Annotated in this window: 27 protein-coding genes; 15 read left to right on the top strand and 12 right to left on the bottom strand. The window is 60.2% G+C overall.

Annotated elements, in window-relative coordinates; genetic code table 11:
- Positions 1–116 precede the first annotated feature (116 nt).
- A complete protein-coding gene (gene uraH, locus U367_RS0112775) occupies positions 117–470 on the top strand; it encodes a hydroxyisourate hydrolase (protein WP_028617268.1) in 354 nt (117 codons plus the stop codon).
- Positions 471–828: 358 nt separating this feature from the next.
- On the opposite strand, the gene U367_RS0112765 is transcribed toward uraH, so the two are convergent.
- The 3 genes from U367_RS0112765 to U367_RS0112755 form a co-directional block, all read right to left on the bottom strand.
- On the bottom strand, positions 829–1,455 hold the full coding sequence (locus U367_RS0112765) for a LysE family translocator (RefSeq protein WP_028617267.1): 627 nt from the start codon (positions 1,453–1,455) through the stop codon (positions 829–831).
- A gap of 11 nt (positions 1,456–1,466) precedes the next feature.
- Positions 1,467–2,813 carry an NCS2 family permease gene (locus U367_RS0112760; protein ID WP_028617266.1) on the bottom strand — a complete coding sequence of 449 codons (1,347 nt, stop codon included), beginning with the start codon at positions 2,811–2,813 and terminating at the stop codon, positions 1,467–1,469.
- 177 nt (positions 2,814–2,990) lie between these two features.
- Positions 2,991–3,422: a MarR family winged helix-turn-helix transcriptional regulator gene (locus U367_RS0112755; protein WP_028617265.1), complete on the bottom strand. Its 432-nt coding sequence runs from the start codon at positions 3,420–3,422 to the stop codon at positions 2,991–2,993.
- A gap of 81 nt (positions 3,423–3,503) precedes the next feature.
- Here U367_RS0112755 and U367_RS0112750 point away from each other — a divergent pair, with 81 nt between their 5' ends.
- Both U367_RS0112750 and U367_RS0112745 read left to right on the top strand, forming a co-directional pair.
- On the top strand, positions 3,504–4,670 hold the full coding sequence (locus U367_RS0112750; protein WP_028617264.1) for an aminotransferase-like domain-containing protein: 1,167 nt from the start codon (positions 3,504–3,506) through the stop codon (positions 4,668–4,670).
- 10 nt (positions 4,671–4,680) lie between these two features.
- Complete coding sequence (locus tag U367_RS0112745; RefSeq protein WP_028617263.1) at positions 4,681–5,283, top strand: glutathione S-transferase family protein; 603 nt, start codon at positions 4,681–4,683, stop codon at positions 5,281–5,283.
- A gap of 74 nt (positions 5,284–5,357) precedes the next feature.
- Here U367_RS0112745 and U367_RS0112740 read toward each other — a convergent pair whose 3' ends face one another.
- On the bottom strand, positions 5,358–6,245 hold the full coding sequence (locus U367_RS0112740) for a LysR family transcriptional regulator (protein WP_028617262.1): 888 nt from the start codon (positions 6,243–6,245) through the stop codon (positions 5,358–5,360).
- Between the two features lie 125 nt (positions 6,246–6,370).
- Here U367_RS0112740 and U367_RS0112735 point away from each other — a divergent pair, with 125 nt between their 5' ends.
- The 3 genes from U367_RS0112735 to U367_RS0112725 are packed head-to-tail and all read left to right on the top strand — an operon-like array spanning position 6,371 to position 9,304.
- On the top strand, positions 6,371–7,663 hold the full coding sequence (locus U367_RS0112735) for a CitMHS family transporter (protein ID WP_016976366.1): 1,293 nt from the start codon (positions 6,371–6,373) through the stop codon (positions 7,661–7,663).
- Between the two features lies 1 nt (position 7,664).
- Positions 7,665–8,990 carry an acyclic terpene utilization AtuA family protein gene (locus U367_RS0112730; protein ID WP_028617261.1) on the top strand — a complete coding sequence of 442 codons (1,326 nt, stop codon included), beginning with the start codon at positions 7,665–7,667 and terminating at the stop codon, positions 8,988–8,990.
- Positions 8,987–9,304, top strand: a complete 318-nt coding sequence (locus U367_RS0112725; protein WP_028617260.1) for an AtuA-related protein — start codon at positions 8,987–8,989, stop codon at positions 9,302–9,304. Before U367_RS0112730 ends, U367_RS0112725 begins: the two co-directional genes overlap by 4 nt.
- 93 nt (positions 9,305–9,397) lie before the next feature.
- On the opposite strand, the gene U367_RS0112720 is transcribed toward U367_RS0112725, so the two are convergent.
- From U367_RS0112720 to U367_RS0112700, 5 genes are all read right to left on the bottom strand, one after another.
- On the bottom strand, positions 9,398–9,769 hold the full coding sequence (locus tag U367_RS0112720) for a glutathione S-transferase N-terminal domain-containing protein (protein ID WP_028617259.1): 372 nt from the start codon (positions 9,767–9,769) through the stop codon (positions 9,398–9,400).
- 101 nt (positions 9,770–9,870) lie between these two features.
- Positions 9,871–10,416, bottom strand: coding sequence for a GTP cyclohydrolase I FolE (folE, locus tag U367_RS0112715; protein ID WP_003442011.1), 546 nt, complete (start codon positions 10,414–10,416; stop codon positions 9,871–9,873).
- Between the two features lie 78 nt (positions 10,417–10,494).
- A complete protein-coding gene (locus U367_RS0112710; protein WP_028617258.1) occupies positions 10,495–11,052 on the bottom strand; it encodes a Smr/MutS family protein in 558 nt (185 codons plus the stop codon).
- A gap of 75 nt (positions 11,053–11,127) precedes the next feature.
- Entirely contained in the window at positions 11,128–11,448 is a 321-nt protein-coding gene (locus U367_RS0112705) for a hypothetical protein (protein WP_028617257.1), read from the bottom strand.
- A gap of 141 nt (positions 11,449–11,589) precedes the next feature.
- Positions 11,590–12,180: a cysteine hydrolase family protein gene (locus U367_RS0112700; protein WP_016976373.1), complete on the bottom strand. Its 591-nt coding sequence runs from the start codon at positions 12,178–12,180 to the stop codon at positions 11,590–11,592.
- A 239-nt stretch (positions 12,181–12,419) separates the two neighbouring features.
- On the opposite strand from U367_RS0112700, the gene prmB reads away from it, so the two are divergent.
- A complete protein-coding gene (prmB, locus tag U367_RS0112695; protein ID WP_016976374.1) occupies positions 12,420–13,328 on the top strand; it encodes a 50S ribosomal protein L3 N(5)-glutamine methyltransferase in 909 nt (302 codons plus the stop codon).
- Between the two features lie 61 nt (positions 13,329–13,389).
- Here the strand turns inward: prmB and U367_RS0112690 are convergent, their stop codons facing one another.
- Positions 13,390–14,196, bottom strand: coding sequence for a hypothetical protein (locus U367_RS0112690; RefSeq protein ID WP_028617256.1), 807 nt, complete (start codon positions 14,194–14,196; stop codon positions 13,390–13,392).
- Between the two features lie 99 nt (positions 14,197–14,295).
- The gene (locus U367_RS0112685) at positions 14,296–15,258 is read right to left on the bottom strand and encodes an alpha/beta hydrolase (RefSeq protein ID WP_028617255.1); all 963 of its coding nucleotides are present in this window, start codon (positions 15,256–15,258) and stop codon (positions 14,296–14,298) included.
- 143 nt (positions 15,259–15,401) lie between these two features.
- Between U367_RS0112685 and aroC the strand changes: the two genes are divergently transcribed.
- From aroC to U367_RS01000000130095, 4 genes are all read left to right on the top strand, one after another.
- Positions 15,402–16,493, top strand: a complete 1,092-nt coding sequence (gene aroC, locus U367_RS0112680) for a chorismate synthase (RefSeq protein WP_016976377.1) — start codon at positions 15,402–15,404, stop codon at positions 16,491–16,493.
- A gap of 10 nt (positions 16,494–16,503) precedes the next feature.
- Entirely contained in the window at positions 16,504–17,664 is a 1,161-nt protein-coding gene (locus U367_RS0112675; RefSeq protein WP_028617254.1) for an MFS transporter, read from the top strand.
- Complete coding sequence (locus U367_RS0112670; RefSeq protein ID WP_028617253.1) at positions 17,661–18,191, top strand: 1,2-dihydroxy-3-keto-5-methylthiopentene dioxygenase; 531 nt, start codon at positions 17,661–17,663, stop codon at positions 18,189–18,191. The genes U367_RS0112675 and U367_RS0112670 overlap by 4 nt, the downstream gene beginning before the upstream one ends.
- A 212-nt stretch (positions 18,192–18,403) precedes the next feature.
- Positions 18,404–18,637, top strand: a complete 234-nt coding sequence (locus tag U367_RS01000000130095) for a helix-turn-helix domain-containing protein (RefSeq protein ID WP_050587876.1) — start codon at positions 18,404–18,406, stop codon at positions 18,635–18,637.
- 96 nt (positions 18,638–18,733) lie between these two features.
- Here the strand turns inward: U367_RS01000000130095 and U367_RS0112660 are convergent, their stop codons facing one another.
- Positions 18,734–19,012 (bottom strand): DUF3509 domain-containing protein, encoded by a 279-nt coding sequence (locus tag U367_RS0112660; RefSeq protein WP_010208870.1) that lies wholly within the window; start codon positions 19,010–19,012, stop codon positions 18,734–18,736.
- Positions 19,013–19,364: 352 nt separating this feature from the next.
- On the opposite strand from U367_RS0112660, the gene U367_RS0112655 reads away from it, so the two are divergent.
- The 4 genes from U367_RS0112655 to U367_RS0112640 all read left to right on the top strand — a co-directional run bounded on the left by U367_RS0112655 (position 19,365) and on the right by U367_RS0112640 (position 22,651).
- Entirely contained in the window at positions 19,365–21,191 is a 1,827-nt protein-coding gene (locus U367_RS0112655; RefSeq protein ID WP_028617252.1) for a long-chain-acyl-CoA synthetase, read from the top strand.
- A gap of 111 nt (positions 21,192–21,302) precedes the next feature.
- Positions 21,303–21,818 carry an ankyrin repeat domain-containing protein gene (locus U367_RS0112650; protein WP_028617251.1) on the top strand — a complete coding sequence of 172 codons (516 nt, stop codon included), beginning with the start codon at positions 21,303–21,305 and terminating at the stop codon, positions 21,816–21,818.
- Between the two features lie 42 nt (positions 21,819–21,860).
- Positions 21,861–22,391: a hypothetical protein gene (locus tag U367_RS0112645; protein WP_028617250.1), complete on the top strand. Its 531-nt coding sequence runs from the start codon at positions 21,861–21,863 to the stop codon at positions 22,389–22,391.
- A gap of 68 nt (positions 22,392–22,459) precedes the next feature.
- Positions 22,460–22,651 (top strand): PLDc N-terminal domain-containing protein, encoded by a 192-nt coding sequence (locus tag U367_RS0112640; protein ID WP_003172956.1) that lies wholly within the window; start codon positions 22,460–22,462, stop codon positions 22,649–22,651.
- Positions 22,652–22,708 lie beyond the last annotated feature (57 nt).

Raw genomic sequence — 22,708 nt, 5'->3', positions numbered from 1 at the left:
TTTTTATTGTGTACAATTTTTTTAAAAAGTGTCTTAATCAGCCATCGCCGGCTTTTTCGCTGCCCTGAAAAAGTGCGGACCACTCTTCTACTGACTATGGGAGGCGCGTAGACGCCATGGGACGTTTGACCACACACGTTTTGGATGCTGCACACGGCTGCCCCGGCAGCGCAATCAAGGTTGAGCTGTACCGCGTCGAAGGCGCGCAGCTGGAACTGGTCGCCACCGCCGTCACCAACAGCGACGGCCGTTGCGACGCGCCCTTGTTGCAGGGCGATGATTACCGCAGTGGTGTGTACCAGCTGCAATTCAGCGCCGGTGACTACTATCGCGCCCGTGGTGTGCAACTGCCCGAACCGGCCTTCCTGGATGTGGTGGTCCTGCGCTTCGGCATCAGCGCCGAACAGGATCACTACCATGTCCCGCTACTGATTTCGCCCTACAGCTACTCCACCTATCGCGGTAGCTAGCGTCACCTCGCTTCACACCCCCAAAGCTCTTCGTTGGTTTTTCGCCCGCCCACACTGCGGGCTTTTTTTCGTCTTGATCTCTGGTTAACTGTCTACCTCTCCCGCCGTGCGTCGTTCACCTAGCCTCTGGTTTGCAATGCCAAGGAGGCATTCATGAGCACGGCATGCAGCGGTCGGATGCCTGGTTCCAGGCGGGCAGTCGTGGCCAATGGGTGGGCCAGCGCAGTGTCATGGCGCAAGTCAGGGCAGCCCTCGCGCAGGGGCGCCTGGTCAACGTGCTGGCGGGTATCCAGCACGATGCCAATCGCGGACGTTCACGGTGTTTTTCGTCAAGCTTGAAGGTATCTGAGTGCCTGCTTCAGCGACTGAGCAGCGACGCCGCGCCAGCCCCGCCGAACAAGGCGGCGCTGGCGCGGTTGAACCAGTTCTGGCCTTTGCCGCTGCGCAAGTACCGCGCAGCGCCATGGGCGCCCAGGCCGTAGGTCAACTTGCACAGCAGGTCGAGTACGGTCCAGGTGGCGATCATGATCAGCAATTGCGGGAGAAAGGGCTGCGTACCATTGAGAAACTGGGGCAAGAAGGCGGCGAAAAACAGGATGTCCTTGGGGTTGCTCGCGCCCAGTACAAACGCTCGGCCAAACAGCGTGCGAAAGCGTGGGGTAGCGATGGCCTGGGGCACTACGGCACCTTGCGCTGGTTGGCGCGATTGCTGCCAGCTCTGCCAGGCGAGGTAAAACAGGTAGAGCGCGCCGACAATTTTCAAGGCGCTGAACACCTGCTCGGAGGCCAGTAGCAGAGCGCCCAGGCCCAGGGCCGAGGCGCTCAACAGGCAGATCGAGGCAAACACCCCACCGAGAAACGCTGGATACGAACGGCGCAGGCCGAAGTTGAGACTGTTGCTGATCATCAGCAATGACAGGGGCCCCGGGATCAGGATCACCACCAATGCCGCGCCGCTGAACAGTAGCCAGGTTTCCAGGTTCATCCGTTACTCCTTTATAGAAATATGAATTTGGCGATAAAGATCGCGCACAGCACCCATAGGCTGACGGAAATCTCACGGTACTTGCCAGTGCCGGCCTTGAGCGCCACGTACGTGATAAAGCCCAGGGCAATACCGTCAGCAACCGAAAACGTCAGCGGCATCATGATTGCCGTGACGATCGCGGGAATGCTGTCGGTGGCTTCATCCCAATTGATATGGGCCATGCTCGCCATCATCAGCATGGCAACGTAAATCAGCGCACCGGCGGTGGCATATGCCGGGATCATGCCGGCCAGCGGTGCAAAAAACATCGCCGCCACAAACAGCACGCCTACGGTCACGGCGGTGAGCCCGGTGCGACCGCCAGCGGCCACGCCAGCAGCACTTTCCACATAGCTGGTGACCGGTGGCACACCGACCATCGCACCAAACACACTGGAGGCACTGTCGGCCTTCAATGCACGGGAGAGGTTATCGATCTTGCCCTCGGCATTGACCAACCCGGCCCGTTGCGCGACGCCCATGAGTGTACCTGCGGTATCAAACATGTGTACAAAAAGAAATGCAAATACAACGCTTATCATGCTGACATTGAATACACCTTTAATGTCCATGGCCATCCAGGTCGGCGCCAGGCTCGGCGGGGTGGAGATCATGCCGTTGTAATGCACCAAGCCCAGGCCCCAGCCAGCGAGCGTCACGGCGATGATGCTGATCAGGATCGCGCCGAACACACGGTGGTAGCTGAGGATGGCGATCAGCAGAAAGCACACGGCCGCGAGCAGTGGCGCGGGTTCATGCAGTGAACCGAGCTTGATCAGCGTGGCCGGGCTGTCGACGATGATGCCGGCGGTTTTCAGGCCGATCACCCCTAGGAACAGGCCCACGCCCGCGCCCATGGCATGACGCAGGCTGACGGGGATGCTGTTGAGCAACCATTCACGCACTCGCGAGAGCGTCAGGCCCATGAACAGCACGCCGGAGATAAACACCGCCCCCAGCGCGGTTTCCCAGGTGTACCCCATGGTGCCGACCACGGTGTAGGTGAAAAACGCGTTCAGGCCCATGCCCGGCGCCAGGCCCACCGGCCAGTTGGCATACAAGCCCATCAGTAGGCAACCCAGCGCGGCGGCAATACAGGTGGCAACAAATGCCGCGCCGTGGTCAATGCCTGCGTCGGCCATGATGTTGGGGTTGACGAAGATGATGTACGCCATGGTGATGAAGGTGGTAAGGCCGGCGATCAGCTCGGTCTTCACTGTGGTGCCATGCAAGCGCAGTTTGAACAGGCGTTCCAGCCAGCCGTTCTGTGAGGGGGCAAGGTCAAGCGTCGGGGCTTCGGATTTGCGGCTATCCACAGCGAGTACTCCTCAAGAGTTTTATTGTTATTTCCAGCGCCGGTCACGGGTGTGGGCAACAGCGCTTTGAGGTACTGGCGGGTTTTGTTGACCAATAGGTCAAGAACTCGCACGAGGCGAATTATGCTTTTGTATACAAATAAAGCAAATAATGTTTTCGAATAGCGGTGTGAAGGGCTAGTTCGCGCTCAATGCCTGATTGACGGCCAGCCATCCTGTCACTGCCTCTTCGCCCGCTTCACTGAACGCGCGTTGCAACAGTTTCACCTGTTCACGGCGCAGAGATTGCTCGAAACGCAGGCCTTCGTCGGTCAATTCCAGCAGGCGTTTACGTTTGTCGGTCTCAGATGCAACGCTGTTCACCAGGTGCATTTCCTGCAATTGGCGCAGCGGCATGTTCAGCGCTTGCTTGCTCACACCGAGCAACTCCAGCAGTTCCTTCACGCTCAAGGCCGGGTAGCGTGCGATAAAAAACACAATGCGCTGGTGCACCCGGCTCAGGCCACGGCGCTCCAGCATTTCGTCGGCTTTGGCGGTAAACGCCTGGTAGCCGAAGAAGAACGCTTCCATGGCTGTTTGCTGAGCGGTGGGGTTTTTAAGGTCAAGCATATTGACGTATCCGTGTGAGTCGTCGTAATTTCGGTCAACTAGTTTGACGTATTTCCCAGAGGCTTCGCTACCGGTGACCTTATGGCCTTCTCTGAACGTGTTACGCGCCTCAAAAGCTCCTTGATCCGTGAAATCCTCGCGGCAGCCCAGCGCCCGGAAGTGATGTCGTTCGCCGGTGGCCTGCCGGCCGAAGCCATGCTGCCTGCGCTGAACTGGGACGACATGCCCCTCAACATTGGCCAATACGGCATGAGCGAAGGCGAGCCACAGTTGCGCGAATTGCTTGCCGCCGAAGCGCGTGCACTCGGCGTGCCGTGCCAGGCCAGCCAGGTGCTGGTGGTCAGCGGTTCCCAGCAAACCCTGGACTTGGCGGCCAAGCTGTACATCGACAAAGGCACGCAGATTCTGTTGGAAGGCCCGACTTACCTCGCCGCCTTGCAGATATTCCAACTGTTCGGTGCCGATTGTCTTACCGTGCAACTGGAAGCCGATGGCCCTAACCTGGCCGCGTTGCGCGCCAACCTCGAACGCCATCGCCCGGCGTTCATCTACCTGATCCCGACCTTCCAGAATCCGTCCGCCGTACGCTACAGCGAAGCCAAGCGCGAAGCCGTCGCTGCGCTGCTCGATGAATTCGGCGTCACTCTGATTGAAGACGAGCCCTACCGCGAACTGACCTTCGACGGCGGCAGCGCCAAACCCATCGTCGGGCGCCTGAAAAAAGCCAGTTGGATCTACACCGGCACCGTGTCCAAGACCCTGTTGCCGGGTTTGCGCGTCGGCTACCTGATCGCCAGCCCGGACCTGTTCCCGCACTTGCTCAAGCTCAAGCAATCGGCCGATCTGCACACCAATCGTGTTGGCCAATGGCAGGCGATGCAGTGGATCGGCAGCGAAAAATACCAACGGCATCTGGTGGAACTGCGTAGTTTTTACCGCCAGCGCCGCGATGCATTCCAGGCTGCGCTAAAGTGTCACTTCGCCGATCTGGCCGACTGGCAAGTGCCCCAAGGTGGATTATTCTTCTGGCTGACCTTGAAACAGCCACTCGACACCCGCACCTTGTTGGCGCAAGCGCTGGAACAGAATGTAGCGTTCATGCCCGGTGAACCGTTTTTTTCCGAGCCGGACCAACATCATGGTTCTCTGCGGCTCAATTTCAGCCATATCGACCCGGCCCGCCTCGACGAAGGTCTCAAGCGCCTGGCCGCGGTTGTCCGTCAAGCACAGCACGCGCAAGCGGCATAAGGGGAGCCCCATGTACAAGGTTTATGGCGATTACAAGTCGGGCAACTGCTACAAGATCAAATTGATGCTCAGCCTGTTGGGCATCCCGTACCAATGGGTGGATGTGGACATCCTCAAGGGTGACACCCAGACCGCCGAATTCCTGGCGAAGAACCCCAACGGCAAGATCCCCGTGCTGGAACTGGAAGACGGCACCTGCCTGTGGGAGTCCAACGCGATTCTCAACTTCCTGGCCGATGGCAGTGAATTCCTACCTTCCGAACCGCGCCTGCGCACGCAAGTGCTGCAGTGGCAGTTCTTCGAGCAGTACAGCCACGAGCCGTACATTGCGGTGGCGCGGTTTATCCAGTTTTACCTGGGGTTGCCTGAGGATCGCCTGGAGGAATACAAGAAGCTGCACAAGGGCGGTTACAAAGCGCTCAAAGTGATGGAGCGCCAATTGCAACTCACGCCGTATCTGGTGGGCGATCAGTTCTCCATCGCCGATGTGGCCTTGTATGCCTACACCCATGTGGCGAATGAGGGTGGTTTTGAGTTGGATGCTTATCCGGGTGTTCAAGCCTGGCTGGCGCGAGTGGCCAGCCATCCCAAGCACGTCGCCATGTTGGACTGAGTACCCTAATCTGTAGGAGCCCGGCTTGCCGGCGATAGCGTTTTCAGGGGCGCCATCGCCGGCAAGCCGGGCTCCTACAGGGATCGCAATTCTGTATTCAGTAGATCAAAACACCGCTGCGCCGCGGGGCTCAAGCCCATCCCGCTGCGACTGATCAACCCGATCTCCCGGTTCACGCCGGGATGATCGATGTTGATGCGTTTCAATCCCTCCAGGCTGTCCGCCGCCGACTCCGGCAGCACACTGATCCCCAACCCTTGGCGCACCAATGCCAATACCGTCGACATGTAGTTGGCCTCCATGCCGGCGTTCATCGTCAACCGAGTCTCATCGAACAATGCATCCACTTGCTCGCGCACGCTGCTGTCGCGGCCAGTGAGGATGATCGGCTGATCGGCCAACTGCTCCAGGGTCAGTGTGCGATGGCGGGTCAGCGGATGGTCGACCGGCACGAATGCACACAAGCGATCATTCAACACCGGCACGAATTCCAGGCCGTGGCTGAGCCGTGCGCGCACGCCGATGCCGAAATCCACCTCGCCGGAACGCACTTGGGCATGAATGCGATGGGCCACCAGGTCATGCAGGCGCACTTCGATCCCGGCAAAGCGCTCGCGAAACACGCGTAGAACCGGCGGCAATGTGCCGGCGCATACGGAGGGCAGGGCAGCTATAGTGACCACGCCTCGGCGCAGGGCGGCAAGGTCGCGGGAGCCGGTGACGATGTTGTCCAGGTCCAGCAGCAGTTTTTCCATGGGGCCACGCGCGTCCTGGCCCGCAGCGGTGATGCTGACATGGCGGGGGCTGCGGTCGAGCAGGGCGACGCCGAGCCAGTCTTCCAGCTGTTGCACCTGTACGGTGAGCGCAGAGGGCGACAGGTGCAACTCGTTGGCGGCCTTGGTGAAACTGCCGGTGCGAGCGACGGCGAGGAAAGCCTGGATGTGTTGGATGCTGTTTTTCATAAGAGCAGCTTCATTTTGTTTTTCCGAACACTAGCGGGTGAATATTCCAATTTACAAAGATTAACCTGCTTCCAATACTCCAGGGAAAACAATAACCGGCCATCAAGGCCGCTCTGGAGTAACCCATGCTCGCTACCCTGGGTGTCATTACCATCCTGTGCCTGCTCGCTGCCGTCATGAGCAAACGCCTTTCGCCACTGGTGGCCCTGATCGCCCTGCCGATCATCGCCGCGCTGCTTGGCGGGTTCGGCTTGCAAACCAGCGCCTTCATCATCACCGGCATCAAGAACGTCGCCCCCGTGGTGGGCATGTTTGTGTTTGCGATCCTGTTTTTCGGGATCATGACCGATGCCGGCATGCTCGACCCCATCATTGATCGCATCCTGCGCACGGTAGGCACGCGTCCTACACGCATTGTCGTAGGCACCGCGACCCTGGCGCTGCTGGTGCATTTGGATGGCTCCGGCGCGGTGACCTTTCTGGTGACGGTGCCGGCGATGCTGCCGTTGTATACACGGCTGGGCATCGATAAACGCATCCTGGCTTGTGTTTGCGCGATGGCGGCCGGGGTCAACTTCTTGCCGTGGACCGGTCCGGTGCTGCGTTCCTCTGCGGCCCTGCACGTGCCGGTGGCGGACCTGTTCCAGCCGCTGATCCCCGTGCAGATTGTCGGCCTGATCTTTGTGTTCGCCTGTGCCTGGTGGCTCGGCCGTCGCGAAGAGAAACGCCTGGGCCTCGGCGCTGGCTCCACCGTGGATGCGGTGCCGCAACGGGTGCTGAGTGACGATGACATCAAGCTGCGTCGCCCGCGCCTGTTCTGGGTCAACCTGATCCTGACCGTGTTGGTGATGGTGGTGATGATTGCCGGTTGGGTCGATCCGGTGGTGATGTTCATGCTCGGCACGGTGGTGGCACTGTGTATCAACTACCCGAACGTCGACGCCCAGCGTGCCCGCATCGACGCCCATGCCAAAACCGCCCTGACCATGGCCAGCATCCTGCTCGCCGCCGGGGTGTTCACCGGCATCATGCAGGGCACCGGCATGCTCAAGGCGATTGCCGAAGTGGCGGTGGCGCAGATTCCGGCCGGCCACGGCAAGTTGATCCCGGCGGTGGTGGGCTTCATTTCCATGCCACTGAGCATGCTGTTTGACCCGGATTCCTACTATTTCGGCGTGATGCCGGTGATCGCCGAAGTCGGCAAGGCCCTAGGCGTCGACCCGCTGCAAGTTGCCCAGGCCTCGTTGCTGGGTGTGCACACCACTGGCTTCCCAGTCAGCCCGCTGACCCCAGCGACCTTCCTGTTGGTGGGCCTGTGCAAGATCGAACTGGCCGATCACCAGCGCTTCACCATTCCGTTTCTGTTTGCCGCGTCGGTGTTGATGACCCTGACCGCGTTGCTCCTGGGAGTTATTTGAGATGAAAACCTTGCGTATCGGTTCCGGCGCCGGCTATTCCGGCGACCGTATCGAACCTGCCGTGGAACTGGCCGAGCAGGGCGACCTGGATTACCTGGTGTTCGAATGCCTGGCCGAACGCACGATTGCTTTGGCGCAGCAGGCGCGAATCAGCGATCCAGAGGGCGGTTACGACCCGCTGTTGAGTGAGCGTATGCGCCGCGTGTTGCCTTTCGTTGGTGTGAAAGCCGGGCGTCGTCGCTTGCGGGTGATTACCAATATGGGCGCGGCCAATCCGGTGGCAGCGGCCAGTGAAGTGCGGCGAATCGCCAAAGAATTGGGCCTTGATCTCAAGGTGGTCGCTGTCGTCGGCGATGATGTGTTGAGCGTGTTGCAGCCCGAGTGTTTGCTGGATAACGGCCAGACGGTCGGTTCCTTGGGCGCACGACTGATTTCCGCGAATGCCTATTTGGGCGTCGACGGCATTCTGCAGGCGTTGAAGACCGATGCGGACGTAGTGATCACCGGGCGTGTGGCTGACCCCTCGCTGTTCCTGGCACCGCAGATGTTTGCATTCGGTTGGGCAGCGGACGATTGGCAGCGTCTGGGGCGCGGCACGTTGGTGGGGCATTTGCTTGAATGCGCCGGGCAAGTCAGCGGCGGCTATTTCGCGGATCCTGGCTTCAAGGATGTGGAGGACCTGGCGCGCCTGGGTTTCCCCTTGGCCGAGATCGCTGAGGACGGTGAGGCGGTGATTACCAAGGTGGGTGGGTCCGGCGGGCGGGTCAGCCGTGCGACCTGCACTGAACAGCTGATCTATGAAGTGCACGACCCGGCGGCGTACCTCACGCCTGACGTGACGGCCGATTTCTCTCAAGTGAGTTTCGTTGAGGAAAGCGTCGACCGCGTGCGTGCCCGAGGTGCAGACGGCCTTGCGCGCCCAGAAAAGTTGAAGGTCAGTGTCGGCTATCTGGACGGTTGGATAGGTGAAGGGCAGATGTCCTACGGCGGTCCCGGCGCTGTCGCACGGGCGCAGCTGGCTCGGGATGTCGTCCTCAAGCGTCTTGAACTGATGGGCGTGAAGATGCAGGACGTGCGTGCTGAGTTGATCGGCATGGACTCGCTCCACGGTCCGCGCAGCACGGTCGAGCCTTGGGAAGTGCGCCTGCGCGTGGCGGCTCGCTGTGAGGAGCGTGGTGAGGCGGTTCGGGTGGGCAATGAAGTGGAAACCCTCTACACCAACGGCCCGTCGGGCGGCGGCGGTGCCAGCAAAAGCGTGCGTCAGGTGGTGGCGGTAGCGTCGTTGTTGCTGCCGCGCGATAAGGTCAACCCGAGGATCGAAGCATGAAGCTGCAGATGCTGGCCCATTCCCGCACAGGGGATAAGGGCGACACGTCGAACATTTCGATCATTGCTTATCGTGTCGAGGACTACCCACTGCTCTGCGAACAATTGACGGCCGAGCGCGTGGCCGAGTTTTTCGCGGGCTTACGGGAACCGGGTGCGGCGCCGGTGCGGCGTTATGAGTTGCCGAATGTGCAGGCGCTGAACTTCGTGTTGCCGGGCATCCTGCGCGGCGGCGTCACCCGCTCGCTGGCGCTGGATGCCCATGGCAAATGCCTAGGGTCCGCGCTGCTGGATCTGGATATCAACGACCTGTAGGAGCCCGGCTTGCCGGCGATGAGGCCCCAACGCCAGGCGGCGATTTTACGGACGCCATCGCCGGCAAGCCGGGCTCCTACAGGTGGGGGGCTGTCAGACTGCTGCGAAACGCTTATCGAGGTAATCAATGATCACCTTGGAGTCATACATCCAGGTGGTCTGGCCATTCTCTTCGATACGCAGGCACGGCACCTTGATCTTGCCGCCTTGCTCCAGCAGGGTCTGGCGGTCCTGGTCGTTATTCTTCGCATCTTTCAGCGCGACGGGCACATTCAGGCGGTGCAGGGTGCGACGGGTCTTCACGCAGAACGGGCAGGCGTGGAACTGATACAGCGTCAGCTCTTTGGCCGCTGCATTCACCTGTGCCTGTTGCTCGGCGGAACGCTGCTTTTTGCGTGGGCGGGTAAGAAAGTCGCCCGCGATGATGACGTGGCCGAGGCCCACTCGAAGTGCTTTGACGAACATGGCTGAAACCTCTTGCCCATGAAGAAGGGGCCGCAGCTTACCTCAATTTTGCAGACGAAAAAAAACCGGCGATGAACGCCGGTTTTTTTGTGCACAGCCTGTTACTTGATCAGGCTGAGGAATTCGCTGCGGGTGGCCGCGTTTTCGCGGAACTCACCCAGCATCACCGAAGTGATCATCGACGAATTCTGTTTCTCCACACCGCGCATCATCATGCACATGTGCTTGGCTTCGATCACCACGGCCACGCCCAGGGCGCCGGTCACTTGCATCACCGCGTCGGCGATCTGGCGGCTGAGGTTTTCCTGGATCTGCAGGCGGCGCGCGTACATGTCGACAATCCGCGCAACCTTGGACAGGCCCAGCACTTTGCCGCTCGGGATGTAGGCTACGTGCGCCTTGCCGATGAACGGCAACAGGTGGTGTTCGCACAGCGAGTACAACTCGATGTCCTTGACCAGCACCATTTCGCTGTTGTCGGAGCTGAACAAGGCACCGTTGGTGACTTCTTCCAGAGTCTGCTCATAGCCGCGGCAGAGGTACTGCATCGCCTTGGCGGCACGCTTTGGCGTGTCGAGCAGGCCCTCGCGGGAAACGTCCTCGCCGAGTTGGCCGAGGATCGCGGTGTAATTCTGTTCCAGGGACATGAAACTACCTGTGGGATTTTCGCAAAGCGCAAGGTTACGGTGGCGGGCACATCGCTGCAAGCCTGACGATGGCACTTGTTACTCGTCGCGCCCTTCCATCATGGTGCGCTTGAGCATCACATACACCGCCCCCGCGCCGCCGTGGCGGGCCTGGCATGAGGCAAAACCGAGCACCTGGGCATGCTGGCGCAGCCAGGTGTTGACGTGGCTTTTGATCATCGGGCGCTTGCCGTCCAGCCGCACAGCCTTGCCGTGGGTGACGCGTACGCAGCGGATTTCGAACTTGGTGGCTTCAGCCAGGAAGGCCCACAGGGTTTCTCGGGCTTTTTCGACATTCATGCCATGTAGATCAAGGCTGCCTTCGAACGAGATCTGGCCGGCCTTGAGCTTGCGCATCTGGCTTTCCTGCACGCCATCGCGGGCCCACATCAGCTCGTCTTCGGGGCCGACGTCGATCACGAACTGGTCCGACAGGCCATCCACGGTGGTGGCATCGGTGCGCACGGTCGCGGCCTGACGCAGCTTGGCGATCTGCGCCCGGTCGGCCTTGGGTTTGCCGGTGTCGGCGCGGTCGTGCTTGATCGGCTTGACGCCGCGCAGCTCGTTTTTGAATAGGGAAAAATCGTCGTCTTGCATGTTGGCCTCCGCGAAGGGCGGGCAGTTTACCTAAATCGCGGCGGCCAGGGCGCAGGAAACGCTATCCAAGCGCCATCAGTCGTGCTTTTTCATCAGGTGTGAAGCGATGTTCAGCGACAACGGCTGACGCATCTTCCGACGGCTGCGCCGCCATAACCATACGCCCAACCACAGCACCAGCAGCCCGATCACCAACAGAATCGCCGAGCCGCCAGGGCTGGCATTCAATTCACCAAGGGCTGGCGAGTGACCAAACAAACCGGCGCCACCAGCGCCGGCCAACAGCAAACCAACTATCGCCAGCAACGCGGCAATGCCGGCTACCAGGCGCAGACGCCAGTTGCTCGGGCCCTTGGGGCGCAAGCGACGAGCGTCAAAACCATCGGATATCTTCATTCCGACCTTTCCTCCAGGGTATCGGCCCTTCGACCGGACAATACACAGGTTGTTCCGGGGCGAGGGGTAAATGCGCCAAATGAAAGGGCTTTGCGGATGAGCGGGGCCGTAAACAGGCCGCGCCGCTCATCTGAAGGTCGATCAGATCAGATCTTTGGTCAACGCCAGGGTGGCGAAGTTGTCGGCCATGATGGCCATTTCGGTTTGCTGCACGTGCTCGGCGCTGAGGATGCCACCTTTGTAAGGCAGGTCGCGGGTGGCGCAGGCGTCTTCCACGAGGGTGCAGCGAAAGCCCAGGTTCTTGGCGGCGCGCACGGTGGTGCTGACGCTGGAGTGGCTCATGAAGCCGCAGACGATCAGGTCCAGGGAGCCGAGGTCCTGCAAGTGTTTTTCCAGGCCGGTGCCATGAAAGGCGCTGGGCAGCAGCTTGCCGATGATGGTTTCGTCGCCTTCCGGCTCAAGGCCCGGAATGAATTCGCCACGCTCGCCCTGTGGATCGAACAGACCACCCACGGTGCCCAGGTGACGTACATGCACGATCGGGCGCCCGGCGTTGCGGGCGGCTGACACAAGCTGCTTGATGTTGCCGACGGCCGCGTCCATGCCCGAGAGGGCGAGCGGGCCGTTGAGGTATTCCTTCTGGGCGTCGATGATCACGAGGGTCGCATGGCTGAGGTTCGCTGCTGCGTAACCACGACCGCTGAGTTGAAACATCGTCTTTGGAACGGACATTCTGGGGCTCCTGTGAGGGGGGCTTTTGCGACATTGTCCACTGGCTGAGCGGTTCTGTGAATCGCTACCATCGTAAGGTACGCCGTTGTTGACGTGCAGCCATGTCAAGAGGTGGGCCTGTTTAACACAATGATGGCAATTTGGATGAAATCCGACGGATGGCGACGGGTTTTCGTACATCGTCGGTACAGGTGAAGGCTGTTAGAATCGCCAGTCGTTTTTTCCAGGAGCTTGCCCCCGTGACCACTTCCCGCCTGCGCACCTTGCGCGACCATATCCGTTGGGCTGTCAGCCGTTTCCATGGGGAAGACCTGTTTTTTGGCCATGGCACCGACAATGCCTGGGACGATGCCCGGCAACTGGTGCTCGGTGCCTTGCACTTGCCGTGGGAAATTGCCGACAGCTACCTTGATTGCAACCTGGAAGAAGAGGAAGTCGCCCACCTGCAACGCTTGTTGCATCGCCGCATCCACGAACGCGTGCCCACACCTTACCTGATCGGCGAGGCCTGGTTCTGTGGCATGTCGTTTATCGTCGATGAACGCGTGCTGATCCCGCGTTCACCGATCGGCGAACTGATCGAAAACCGCTTCGAACCCTGGCTGGCGCAGCCACCGGCACGCATCCTCGACCTGTGCACCGGTTCCGGTTGCATCGGTATCGCGTGTGCCTATGAGTTCCAGGACGCCGAAGTGGTGCTGGGGGACTTGTCCTTCGAAGCCCTGGAAGTGGCCAACCAGAATATCGAACGCCATGGCGTCGATGAACGTGTCTACACCGTGCAGGGGGACGGATTCGACGGCCTGCCGGGCCAGCGCTTTGACCTGATCGTGTCCAATCCGCCGTATGTGGATGCCGAAGACTTCGCCGATATGCCTGACGAATACCAGCACGAACCGGAACTGGGCCTGGCGTGTGGCGATGATGGCCTGAACCTGGTGCGGCGCATGCTGGCCGAGGCGGCGGACCACCTCACCGAGAAGGGTTTGCTGATTGTTGAAGTGGGTAACAGCCAGGTGCACGTCGAGGCGTTGTACCCGGAAGTGGACTTTGCCTGGCTGGACTTCCAGCGCGGCGGTCACGGGGTGTTCATGTTGACGGCTGAGCAGTGCCGTCAACATCAGGCGGTGTTCGCCGCCCGAGTGTGACGCACACCTTGTAGGAGCCCGGCTTGCCGGCTCCTACAGGAGATTTAATCAAGCATTTGGATTAGCGGTGTGTAGCAATCCAGATCAATAATCCCGCCTGAAATACTGTAAACGCCACCAGGCACGTGATGGTAAAGCGCAACCCGCTGTCCTCACGCTTGAACTTGGTGACCTTTTCCTCTTCCTTGCGCAGCTTCACTTCCTGCTCCAACAGATTCTGCTCGGCCTGTTGCAGCATCTGCGCCGCTTCCAGAATCTCGACGAACTGCACTTTTTCAGTGTTCCAACTGTCCAGCACATCACTGACCTTGCCCGGCTGCACGTTACCCTTGAGGTGCTGCACATCGGCATAAGCCACATCAAAGCCCTGGATGCGCAGGAAGTGATCGCGACGCAGGCGGGTGGCTTCGTTCAGCGCGTCCTTGTTGGCCAGGTCAACGCCGTCGAGGCGATAGTGCGACCATTTCTTTTTCGCCCATGCGGCCCCCTGGGCCACCAGGAAACGACCGATGCCACGGTTGGCCGGTTCGATTTCCAGGCTATTACCGGGGCCGAAGTGCACGCGATGTTTATCGTGATCAACCCAGATATCCAGGTGATTCTGTTCACGGCGCACGCGCTGGCCGGGCAACTGGATGACCATGCGCAACAGGCTGTGGTGTTTGTCGTTGCGCTCGGCGTAGCCGAACTGAACGAAGCGCAACGGCCGCACGCCGGTGGCACGGTCGGTGGCCAGGGGCGCCAGGCGCAGCATTTTGAAATGCTCAGCCTGGACATCCGCCCACGGCAGGGGCGCCGCGTCGACGGCCTCGGTTTTGTCAGCCGGGGTGTCGGCGGTGGATTCCGGTGTTGCTTCAGTGGTTGTCATGCGGCGCGATCCTGTCCAAGCCCTGCGAGTCGACAGTCTTTTTACTGTCGACTCTGGGCTTATCGGCCGTTTTCCCCAGGACTGGAGGCAAATTGTCGCTTAACGGGGTTGAAGTCCGTCGATAAAGCGCACCAGGCGGTTGGCCAACTCGGCGGCGAGGGGCAGTTGCGGGTCGTTGTAGGAGGCCAATTGCTGTTTCACCTCGTTGGGCACGATGCGCATCACGTGGTTCATACCCTCGATAAGCACAAGCTGCGCGTCGGGCTTGGCCTTTTTCAGTTGCTGGGCATCGCCCACACCGACCTGGATATCGTTGGTGCCCTGAATGATCAGTGCCGGCATGTTCAATTTGGCAAAGGCTGCCGAAGGATCGGCACGGAACAGGCTGATCAGATACGGCTGCACACTGGGTCGGAAAATGCCTTCCAGCGGGCCAGGCACATCCGCATCCACTTGGCCGGCCTTGAGATGATCGAGGATTTGGTTGCTGCGCAGCAGCAGGGCAGGGGGCAGGTGATCGGCCAACTGTTGGCGGATGACTTGATCCACCGGGCGCGCGCTGCCGGACAGCGAGACCACGCCCGCCGGGTCCAATTGCGGCGCGGCGAGGGCCGCCACCAACGCTCCTTCGCTGTGGCCCAGCACAATCAGCGGGCCCAGGCGCTTGTCAGACTTGAGCAATTTGCCCCAGGCCACGGCGTCGGCGACGTAGGCGTCCAGGGTCAGGTTGCGCTCGTCGGGGGTCGCCGCCAGGCTGGCCGCTACGCCGCGCTTGTCGTAGCGCACGCTGGCAATGTTATGCCGCGCCAGCACCCAGGCCAGGCGTTTGAGGCTGTCATTGCGCGCGCCGTCGGCACTGTTGCCGTTGCGGTCGGTAGGGCCGGAACCGGCGATGATCAGCACCACCGGTACTGGCTTGTCGGATTTGGGCAGCAAGAGCGAACCAAACAGCTCGCCGCTACCGGTGTCCAGGCTGATTGGCCGTTGCAGCACCACAGGGGAGGCGGCGAAGCCTAGGCTGGAAAACAGGGTGAGGGTCAAAAGCAGAACTCGCAGCATCATCGCGCCATCAAGAGAGAGGTGCCGGTTGGACCAAGGTCTACCGCTAAGGTTTCGAGGATGAACTACTCGGTTAGCCTGCGTATACTGGCCGCCTTAAGTTATTACGGTTGACTTGATTCAACTGATTTCACGGAGCGCCCTGCATGTCCGGCAATACCTTCGGCAAGCTGTTCACTGTCACCACCGCGGGCGAAAGCCATGGCCCGGCGTTGGTCGCCATTGTCGACGGCTGCCCGCCCGGCCTCGAGCTGTCCCTGGAAGACCTGCAGCGCGACCTCGACCGCCGCAAGCCCGGCACCAGCCGCCACACCACCCAGCGCCAGGAGCCCGACGAAGTCGAGATCCTGTCCGGCGTGTTCGAAGGCCGCACCACCGGTTGCGCCATCGGCCTGTTGATCCGCAATACCGACCAGAAGTCCAAGGACTACTCGGCGATCAAGGACCTGTTTCGCCCGGCCCACGCCGACTACACCTATCACCACAAATACGGCGAGCGCGACTACCGTGGCGGCGGCCGCAGCTCGGCGCGCGAAACCGCGATGCGCGTGGCGGCCGGTGCCATCGCCAAGAAATACCTGGCGACCCAGGGCATTGTGATCCGTGGCTACATGAGCCAGTTGGGCCCGATTGAAATCCCGTTCAAGACCTGGGACAGCGTGGAAGACAACGCCTTCTTCAGCCCCGACCCGGACAAGGTGCCGGAACTGGAAGCCTATATGGACCAGTTGCGCCGCGACCAGGACTCCGTCGGCGCCAAGATCACTGTGGTTGCCGAAGGCGTGAAACCCGGTCTGGGCGAACCGATCTTCGACCGCCTCGACGCGGAGCTGGCCCATGCGCTGATGAGCATCAACGCGGTGAAAGGCGTGGAAATCGGCGCCGGCTTCGCCTGTGTGTCCCAGCGCGGCACCGAGCACCGCGACGAGCTGACCCCGGAAGGTTTCCTCAGCAACAACGCGGGCGGCATCCTCGGTGGCATTTCTTCCGGTCAGCCAATTGTGGCGCACCTGGCGCTCAAGGCGACGTCGAGCATCACCACGCCGGGCCGTTCGATTGATGTGCACGGCAACCCGGTGGACGTGATCACCAAGGGGCGCCACGATCCTTGCGTGGGCATCCGTGCAACGCCGATCGCCGAAGCTATGATGGCCATCGTGTTGATGGATCACCTGCTGCGCAACCGTGGGCAGAATGCCGATGTTCGCGTGAGTACGCCGGTGCTGGGCCAGCTGTGACGGTTCGGCTGTGACAGCCCTTCCGTACTGGCGCCTCTCCAGCTTCTACCTCTTCTACTTCGCCCTCCTGGGGGCGACGGCGCCCTTTCTGGCGCTGTACTTCGACCACCTGGGGTTCTCCAGCGCGCGCATCGGCGAGCTGGTCGCCATCCCCATGCTGATGCGCTGTGTGGCGCCCAACCTGTGGGGCTGGCTGGGCGACTACACCGGCCGGCGCCTGGCCATCGTGCGGTTCGGCGCGGTGTGCACCCTGGCAAGTTTTTCGCTGATATTTATCAGCCACACCTACGCCTGGCTGGCGCTGGTCATGGCGCTGCATGCGTTCTTCTGGCATGCAGTGCTGCCGCAGTTTGAAGTGATCACCCTTGCGCACCTGCAAAAACAGACCTCGCGTTACAGCCAGATCCGCCTGTGGGGCTCCATCGGCTTCATTCTCACCGTGGTGGTCATGGGCCGCCTGTTCGACTGGCTGAGCCTGGATATCTACCCGGTAGTGGTCGTGGTGATCATGGCCGGCATCATCGGTGCCAGCCTGTGGGTGCCGAATGCGCAGCCTGCCAGCCACGGCAATCGCCTGGCGGGTGACGGTTTTCTCAAGCAATTGCGCAGCCCCGGCGTCCTGGCGTTTTATGCCTGCGTGGCGCTGATGCAGATGAGCCATGGCCCGTATTACACCTTTCTCACTTTGCACCTCGAACACTTGGGCTACAGCCGCGGTGTGATCGGGATGTTGTGGGCGTTGGGGGTGGTGGCGGAAGTGCTGATGTTCCTGGCCATGAGCCGCATCCTTTCGCGCTTTTCGGTACGCCGGGTGTTGCTGGCGAGTTTCCTGCTGGCGGCACTGCGCTGGCTGCTGCTGGGCTCGTTTGCCGAATTTTTCTGGGTGCTGTTGCTGGCGCAGGTGATGCACGCCGCTACCTTCGGCAGTTTTCATGCGGCGGCGATTGCCTTTGTGCAGCGCAGTTTCGGTGACAGGCAACAAGGCCAGGGCCAAGCGCTGTATGCGGCGCTGGCCGGCACTGGCGGCGCATTGGGCGCTCTGTATTCAGGCTACAGTTGGAACCTGTTGGGGCCGACCCTGACCTTCAGTATCGCCAGCGTCGCTGCCCTGGCGGCCGCCGTTATCATCGGTTTTCGATTGCAAGAGCAGAACCAAGGAACCCTTCAATGAGCTATGTCGCTGTCTACTCCGTCGCTACACCGGATACGCCGAACAAGGTCCTGACCCATTTCGAGGACATCGCCGCCACCTTGGCCGAGCAGGGCGTGCGTTTTGAGCGCTGGCAGCCTGGTTCGGTCGAGCGGGGCGCCAGCGATGCCGAGCTGATCGCCGCCTGTCAGGCGCAGATCGATAAGCTCGGCTACAGCGCCGCCGAGGTGCTGAGGAATGCCGCAGACCCCGCGCAGAACGCCGAGTTACGTGGGCAGTTTCTTGAGGAGCGCCGCTACAGCGAAGACGACGCGCGTTTCTTCCTCGCCGGCCAGGGCCTGTTCGCGTTGCACATAGGCGATTACGTATACGCCGTACGCTGCGAGAAAAACGACCTGCTGGTGGTCCCGGCCGGTATGGCGCACTGGTTTGACATGGGTGATAACCCGCACTTCGTGGCGTTGCGTTTATTCAATACCGCGAAAGGGTGGATTCCTGAATTCACCGGTGACGATATTGCCCACAGTTTTCCCGTTTTGGATGATTAATCGCTAGCTACCAGAAACTTCAATCCCCGCATGTTGCAAGTTGTTGTAGGAAGAAACTTAAGCTCCTGTAGGGTCTTGCTGTTTATTGTGGGGGGCGCGCTTTAGTCCCACGCCTTATGTAACTCTCCCCGGCAATAACGTTTATATCATCCGTCAATAGGAGGAATTCGAAGGGTGATAGGGCGTCAGTCAATAAAAATGGAGAGAAACCAATGAGAGGCCCACGGGAATTGTTCCAGGCGCCGTATTCGGTGCCCAACGCTGTCAGGCGGCGCATTAATCTGGCGGGCAAGAGTCTGACGCCCACGGAGCTGGAAATACTGCGCTGGGCCTCGGGAGGCAAGACGGTGTGGGAGATCAGCCAGATACGCGCCACGTCTGAAGCCACGGTGAAATTCCATTTGCGCAATATCTACGGCAAGTTGGAGGTCAATAACCGTGTCTAGGCAATGAACGAAGCGGCGCGCAAGGGGCTTTGTTGAATACATGGAAAAAGGGCCGCGACACCCTAGGGTGTCGCGGCCCCTTGCTTTATCTGCTGCTTAGGCCGAGTGGTAGGTCGGCAGGGCAAAGCGGTTCTGGCTTTGCAGCATCGAAATCTGTGGCAGGTCGCTGGCTTGTTCAGCCAGGTCGCGGCGGATAGCGCTGATCACCCAGGTCAATTGGTCGGCCGTGTGCAACTGCTGGTAGGAGATGGAGCGCTTGACCTGCTTGCCTTCGCTGTTGCGCAGGGTCAAGAGGATGCCGCCGTCGGGACGTGGCTGGGTGGTGACGTCGTAGTTGGAGAATACTGAAGCGAATTTATCTTGGATCAGGCTCATGTCTATCAGCTCCATTGGCTCAAGTTGGCAAGCATGGAGAGATAGGTGCAGTGATTGTGCCAGCTATTGGTTTTGTGAAATATCGTTATAAATCAATAAGATATAAAAATTACAAATTTTCGGTTTCGTGCAATTTGCATGAATGGCCATCATGCATCCTGCATTTTGCGTGGCTCCACGGCGCCGAACGGGCCCACCCTTATTCCTAGAGACTGCATCGGCGTCGCTGAATTCCTTTTTTCAGCGGGCGTTCATCGGGATACAAAACTTTTCAAATCCTGCGTGTACAGCCGAAGAGAGGCTGACGTACTTTCCCGCAAGGTTTACGAAGAATAAGAAAAAGGACGTTCCCATGAGCCATTCGCAAAACGACATGATCACCTGGGGCATGATGCTGCGTAAGGTGCCTGCCATTGTTCGCGCCCTGCCACGGGTGGTGCGCGGCATGCGTGCCGCCAACGTCACCGACCCTCAGCAGCCCTGTGGCCTGGGCTGGCACTTCGAGCAAGCTACCCTGCGCAATCCACAGGGCACCGCTTTGTTGTACGCCGACCGCGTGCTCACCTACACGCAAGCCAACCAGTCCGCCAACCGTATCGCCCACCACTTGCAGGCCCAGGGCATTCGCAAGGGCGATGTGGTAGCGATGTTTATCGAAAACCGTCCCGAGCTGCTGCTGAATGTGCTGGCTGTAGCCAAGTTGGGCGGCATCTGCGCCATGCTCAATACGGCGCAGACCCAAGCGGCGCTGGTGCACAGCCTGAACCTGGTGAGCCCGGCGGCGATTGTGGTGGGCGCGGAATTGGTGGCTTCATACGAGGCCGTACGCAATCAAGTGGAAATTCCCGCCGAGCGCACCTGGTTTGTCGCTGACCAACAGGCCAGCGCGCTGCCTGACGGGTACTCCGATCTGATAGCCGCCAGCGCCGACGCCCCGGTGGATAACCCGGCCAGCACCGCGCAGATCTTCTTCAACGATCCCTGCTTCTATATCTACACCTCCGGCACCACGGGCCTGCCCAAGGCCGGCATCATGAAACATGGCCGCTGGACCAAAACCGCTGTCAGCTTCGGCAGCATCGCCTTGGACATGGGCCCGGACGATGTCCTCTATTGCACCTTGCCGCTGTACCACGCCACCGGCCTCTGCGTGTGTTGGGGCTCGGCGATTGTCGGGGCATCAGGGTTCGCCATCCGGCGCAAGTTCAGCGCCAGCCAGTTCTGGGATGAGGCCCGCCGGTTCAAGGCGACCACCTTGGGTTATGTCGGTGAATTGTGCCGTTACCTGCTCGATCAACCGGCCAACCTCAACGACCGTGATCACGGTGTGACCAAGATGGTCGGCAATGGCCTGCGTCCTGGCGTGTGGGCGCAGTTCAAGGCGCGGTACGGGGTTGAGCATGTCTGCGAGTTGTATGCCGCCAGCGACGGCAATATCGGGTTCACCAACATTCTGAATTTCGATAACACCGTCGGCTTTTGCCTTCAGCACTGGGCGCTGGTGGACTACGCCCACGACAGCGGTGAGCCGATTCGTGGCAGCGATGGCTTCATGCATAAAGTGAAGACGGGTGGACAAGGCCTGCTATTGGCCAGGATCGATGAAAAGTCACCCTATGACGGCTACACCGACCCGGAAAAGAACCGCAAGGTCATCCTCACCGACGTATTCGAGAAGGGCGACCGCTACTTCAATACCGGCGATCTGGTGCGCAGCATCGGCTTCGGTCATGCGCAATTTGTCGACCGCTTGGGCGACACCTATCGCTGGAAGGGCGAAAACGTCTCGACGACCGAAGTCGAGAACGTGCTGCTGCAGCACCCGCAGATCGCTGAAGTGGTGGCCTACGGTGTGGAAATCGAAAACACCAACGGTCGCGCCGGCATGGTTGCCATCACCCCGAGCGAATCCCTGGCCTCATTGGATATGCGTGAGTTGCTGCAATTCGCCCACGGCCAGTTGCCGCATTACGCGGTGCCGTTGTTCCTGCGTATCAAGGTCAAGATGGAAACCACGGGTACGTTCAAATACCAGAAGGTAAAGCTCAAGGAGGAGGCGTTCGACCCTGAAAAAGCGGGCAATGACCCGGTCTATGCCTGGTTGCCGGGTTCGGACTGCTATGTGCCGGTGACGGGACAATTGTTGGCGCAGATCCAAGGTGGCCAGTTCCGTTATTAAAAGCTGCGTTATTGATTCTGCCTATGGCGCCTTTTGACAAAAAAGCCATGACAGGTGGGAACTCCGTCGCGACACTGGGCGCCATATAAAGGACCAGACAAGGAGCCCCACATGTCAGAACAAGCCAAACAAATGACCGATGATGAAGCTGCAGAATTTGCCGAGCAGGTGTTCGACGTCGCCCGCAAAGGCGACGCCGCCATGCTTGCCGCGCTACTGGCCAAGGGCTTGCCGGCAAACTTCCGTAATCACAATGGCGACACCCTGCTGATGTTGGCGGCCTACCACGGTCATGCCGACGCGGTAAAAGTACTGCTGGAATTCAAGGCTGACCCTCTGATTGCCAACGACAAGAACCAGTTGCCGATGGCTGGCGCGGCGTTCAAGGGCAACCTGGAGGTCGTCAAGGCACTGATCGAAGGCGGTGCGCCAGTGGATGCGTCGTCCTCCGATGGCCGTACAGCATTGATGATGGCGGCGATGTTCAATCGCGTCGAAATGCTCGACTACCTGCTCGGCCAGGGCGCCAACCCCAAGGCTACTGATGCCCAAGGCGCAACCGCGTTGGCGGCAGCACACACCATGGGCGCAGTGGATACGGCGGCGAAGTTGCAAAAACTGGTGTAGGCTACGCGCCCTCGAAAACCCGCCCGCCACAGGACAACACCCATGAAAACCGCCCTCGTCGAACTCATCAGCAAAATCAGCGCCGGTGTCATGAGCGAGGACGAAGTGGCGCGCATTGCCGATGAGGCGGCCCAGGCCTACGCGGACCCCGTGGCATTTCTGGCGGCCAACCCCGATATCAACTACGACGACAGCTTCCCGATTCCGTTGGGGGAGTGGGTCGTCGTCGGCAGCCTGCCGGAGACCGCGTTGTTCCAGGCCGACACCTACGGCGACCTGTTCGCGCAGATCGTCGCCTCGTTTGGTCCTGGCGTGGCATTCAACCTCAAGCCCAAGCAGCTTGCGAAGACCGAAGACCTCACCGCGCTGAACCGCATCCAGATCCAGATGAGTGCGCTGAGCCCGGAAGACGGTGGCTATGTGCTGCTCAATTTCAGTCAACTGTTGGATGACGAGATCCAGGCCGTGCTGGTGTACGGTAACGATCTGCCCCGCGTGCTGGCGCTGTGCGCTGAAGTCGGCATCAAGGCTGAGCCGTCCCTGGAAGCGCTAAAGATCGCCGCTCACGTCTGAAAATAAAACGGAACCCCCGCCAGCGCTGACTATCCTACAAGTGCATGCCCTCACTTAGGAGCGACACCATGGGTTCCACTTTTAATGGCTTGATCGGGCTGATCATTCTGGCGCTGGATATCTGGGCGATCATCAACGTGTTCAAAAGCGGCGCGAGCACGGGCGCCAAGGTGCTGTGGATCCTGTTGATCCTGCTGCTGCCGGTGCTGGGGCTGATCATCTGGGCAATCGCCGGACCGCGGGGCAACGTGCGGATTTGATTATCCAATCGATCTAGACTGGGCACAGTCCATGTGGGAGCGGGCTTGCTCGCGAAT

It is taken from the genome of Pseudomonas canadensis, from assembly GCF_000503215.1.
GTDB lineage: Bacteria > Pseudomonadota > Gammaproteobacteria > Pseudomonadales > Pseudomonadaceae > Aquipseudomonas > Aquipseudomonas canadensis.
Note: the sequence above shows the minus strand (reverse complement) of the source record. Positions and strands in the feature narration are given on the sequence as shown.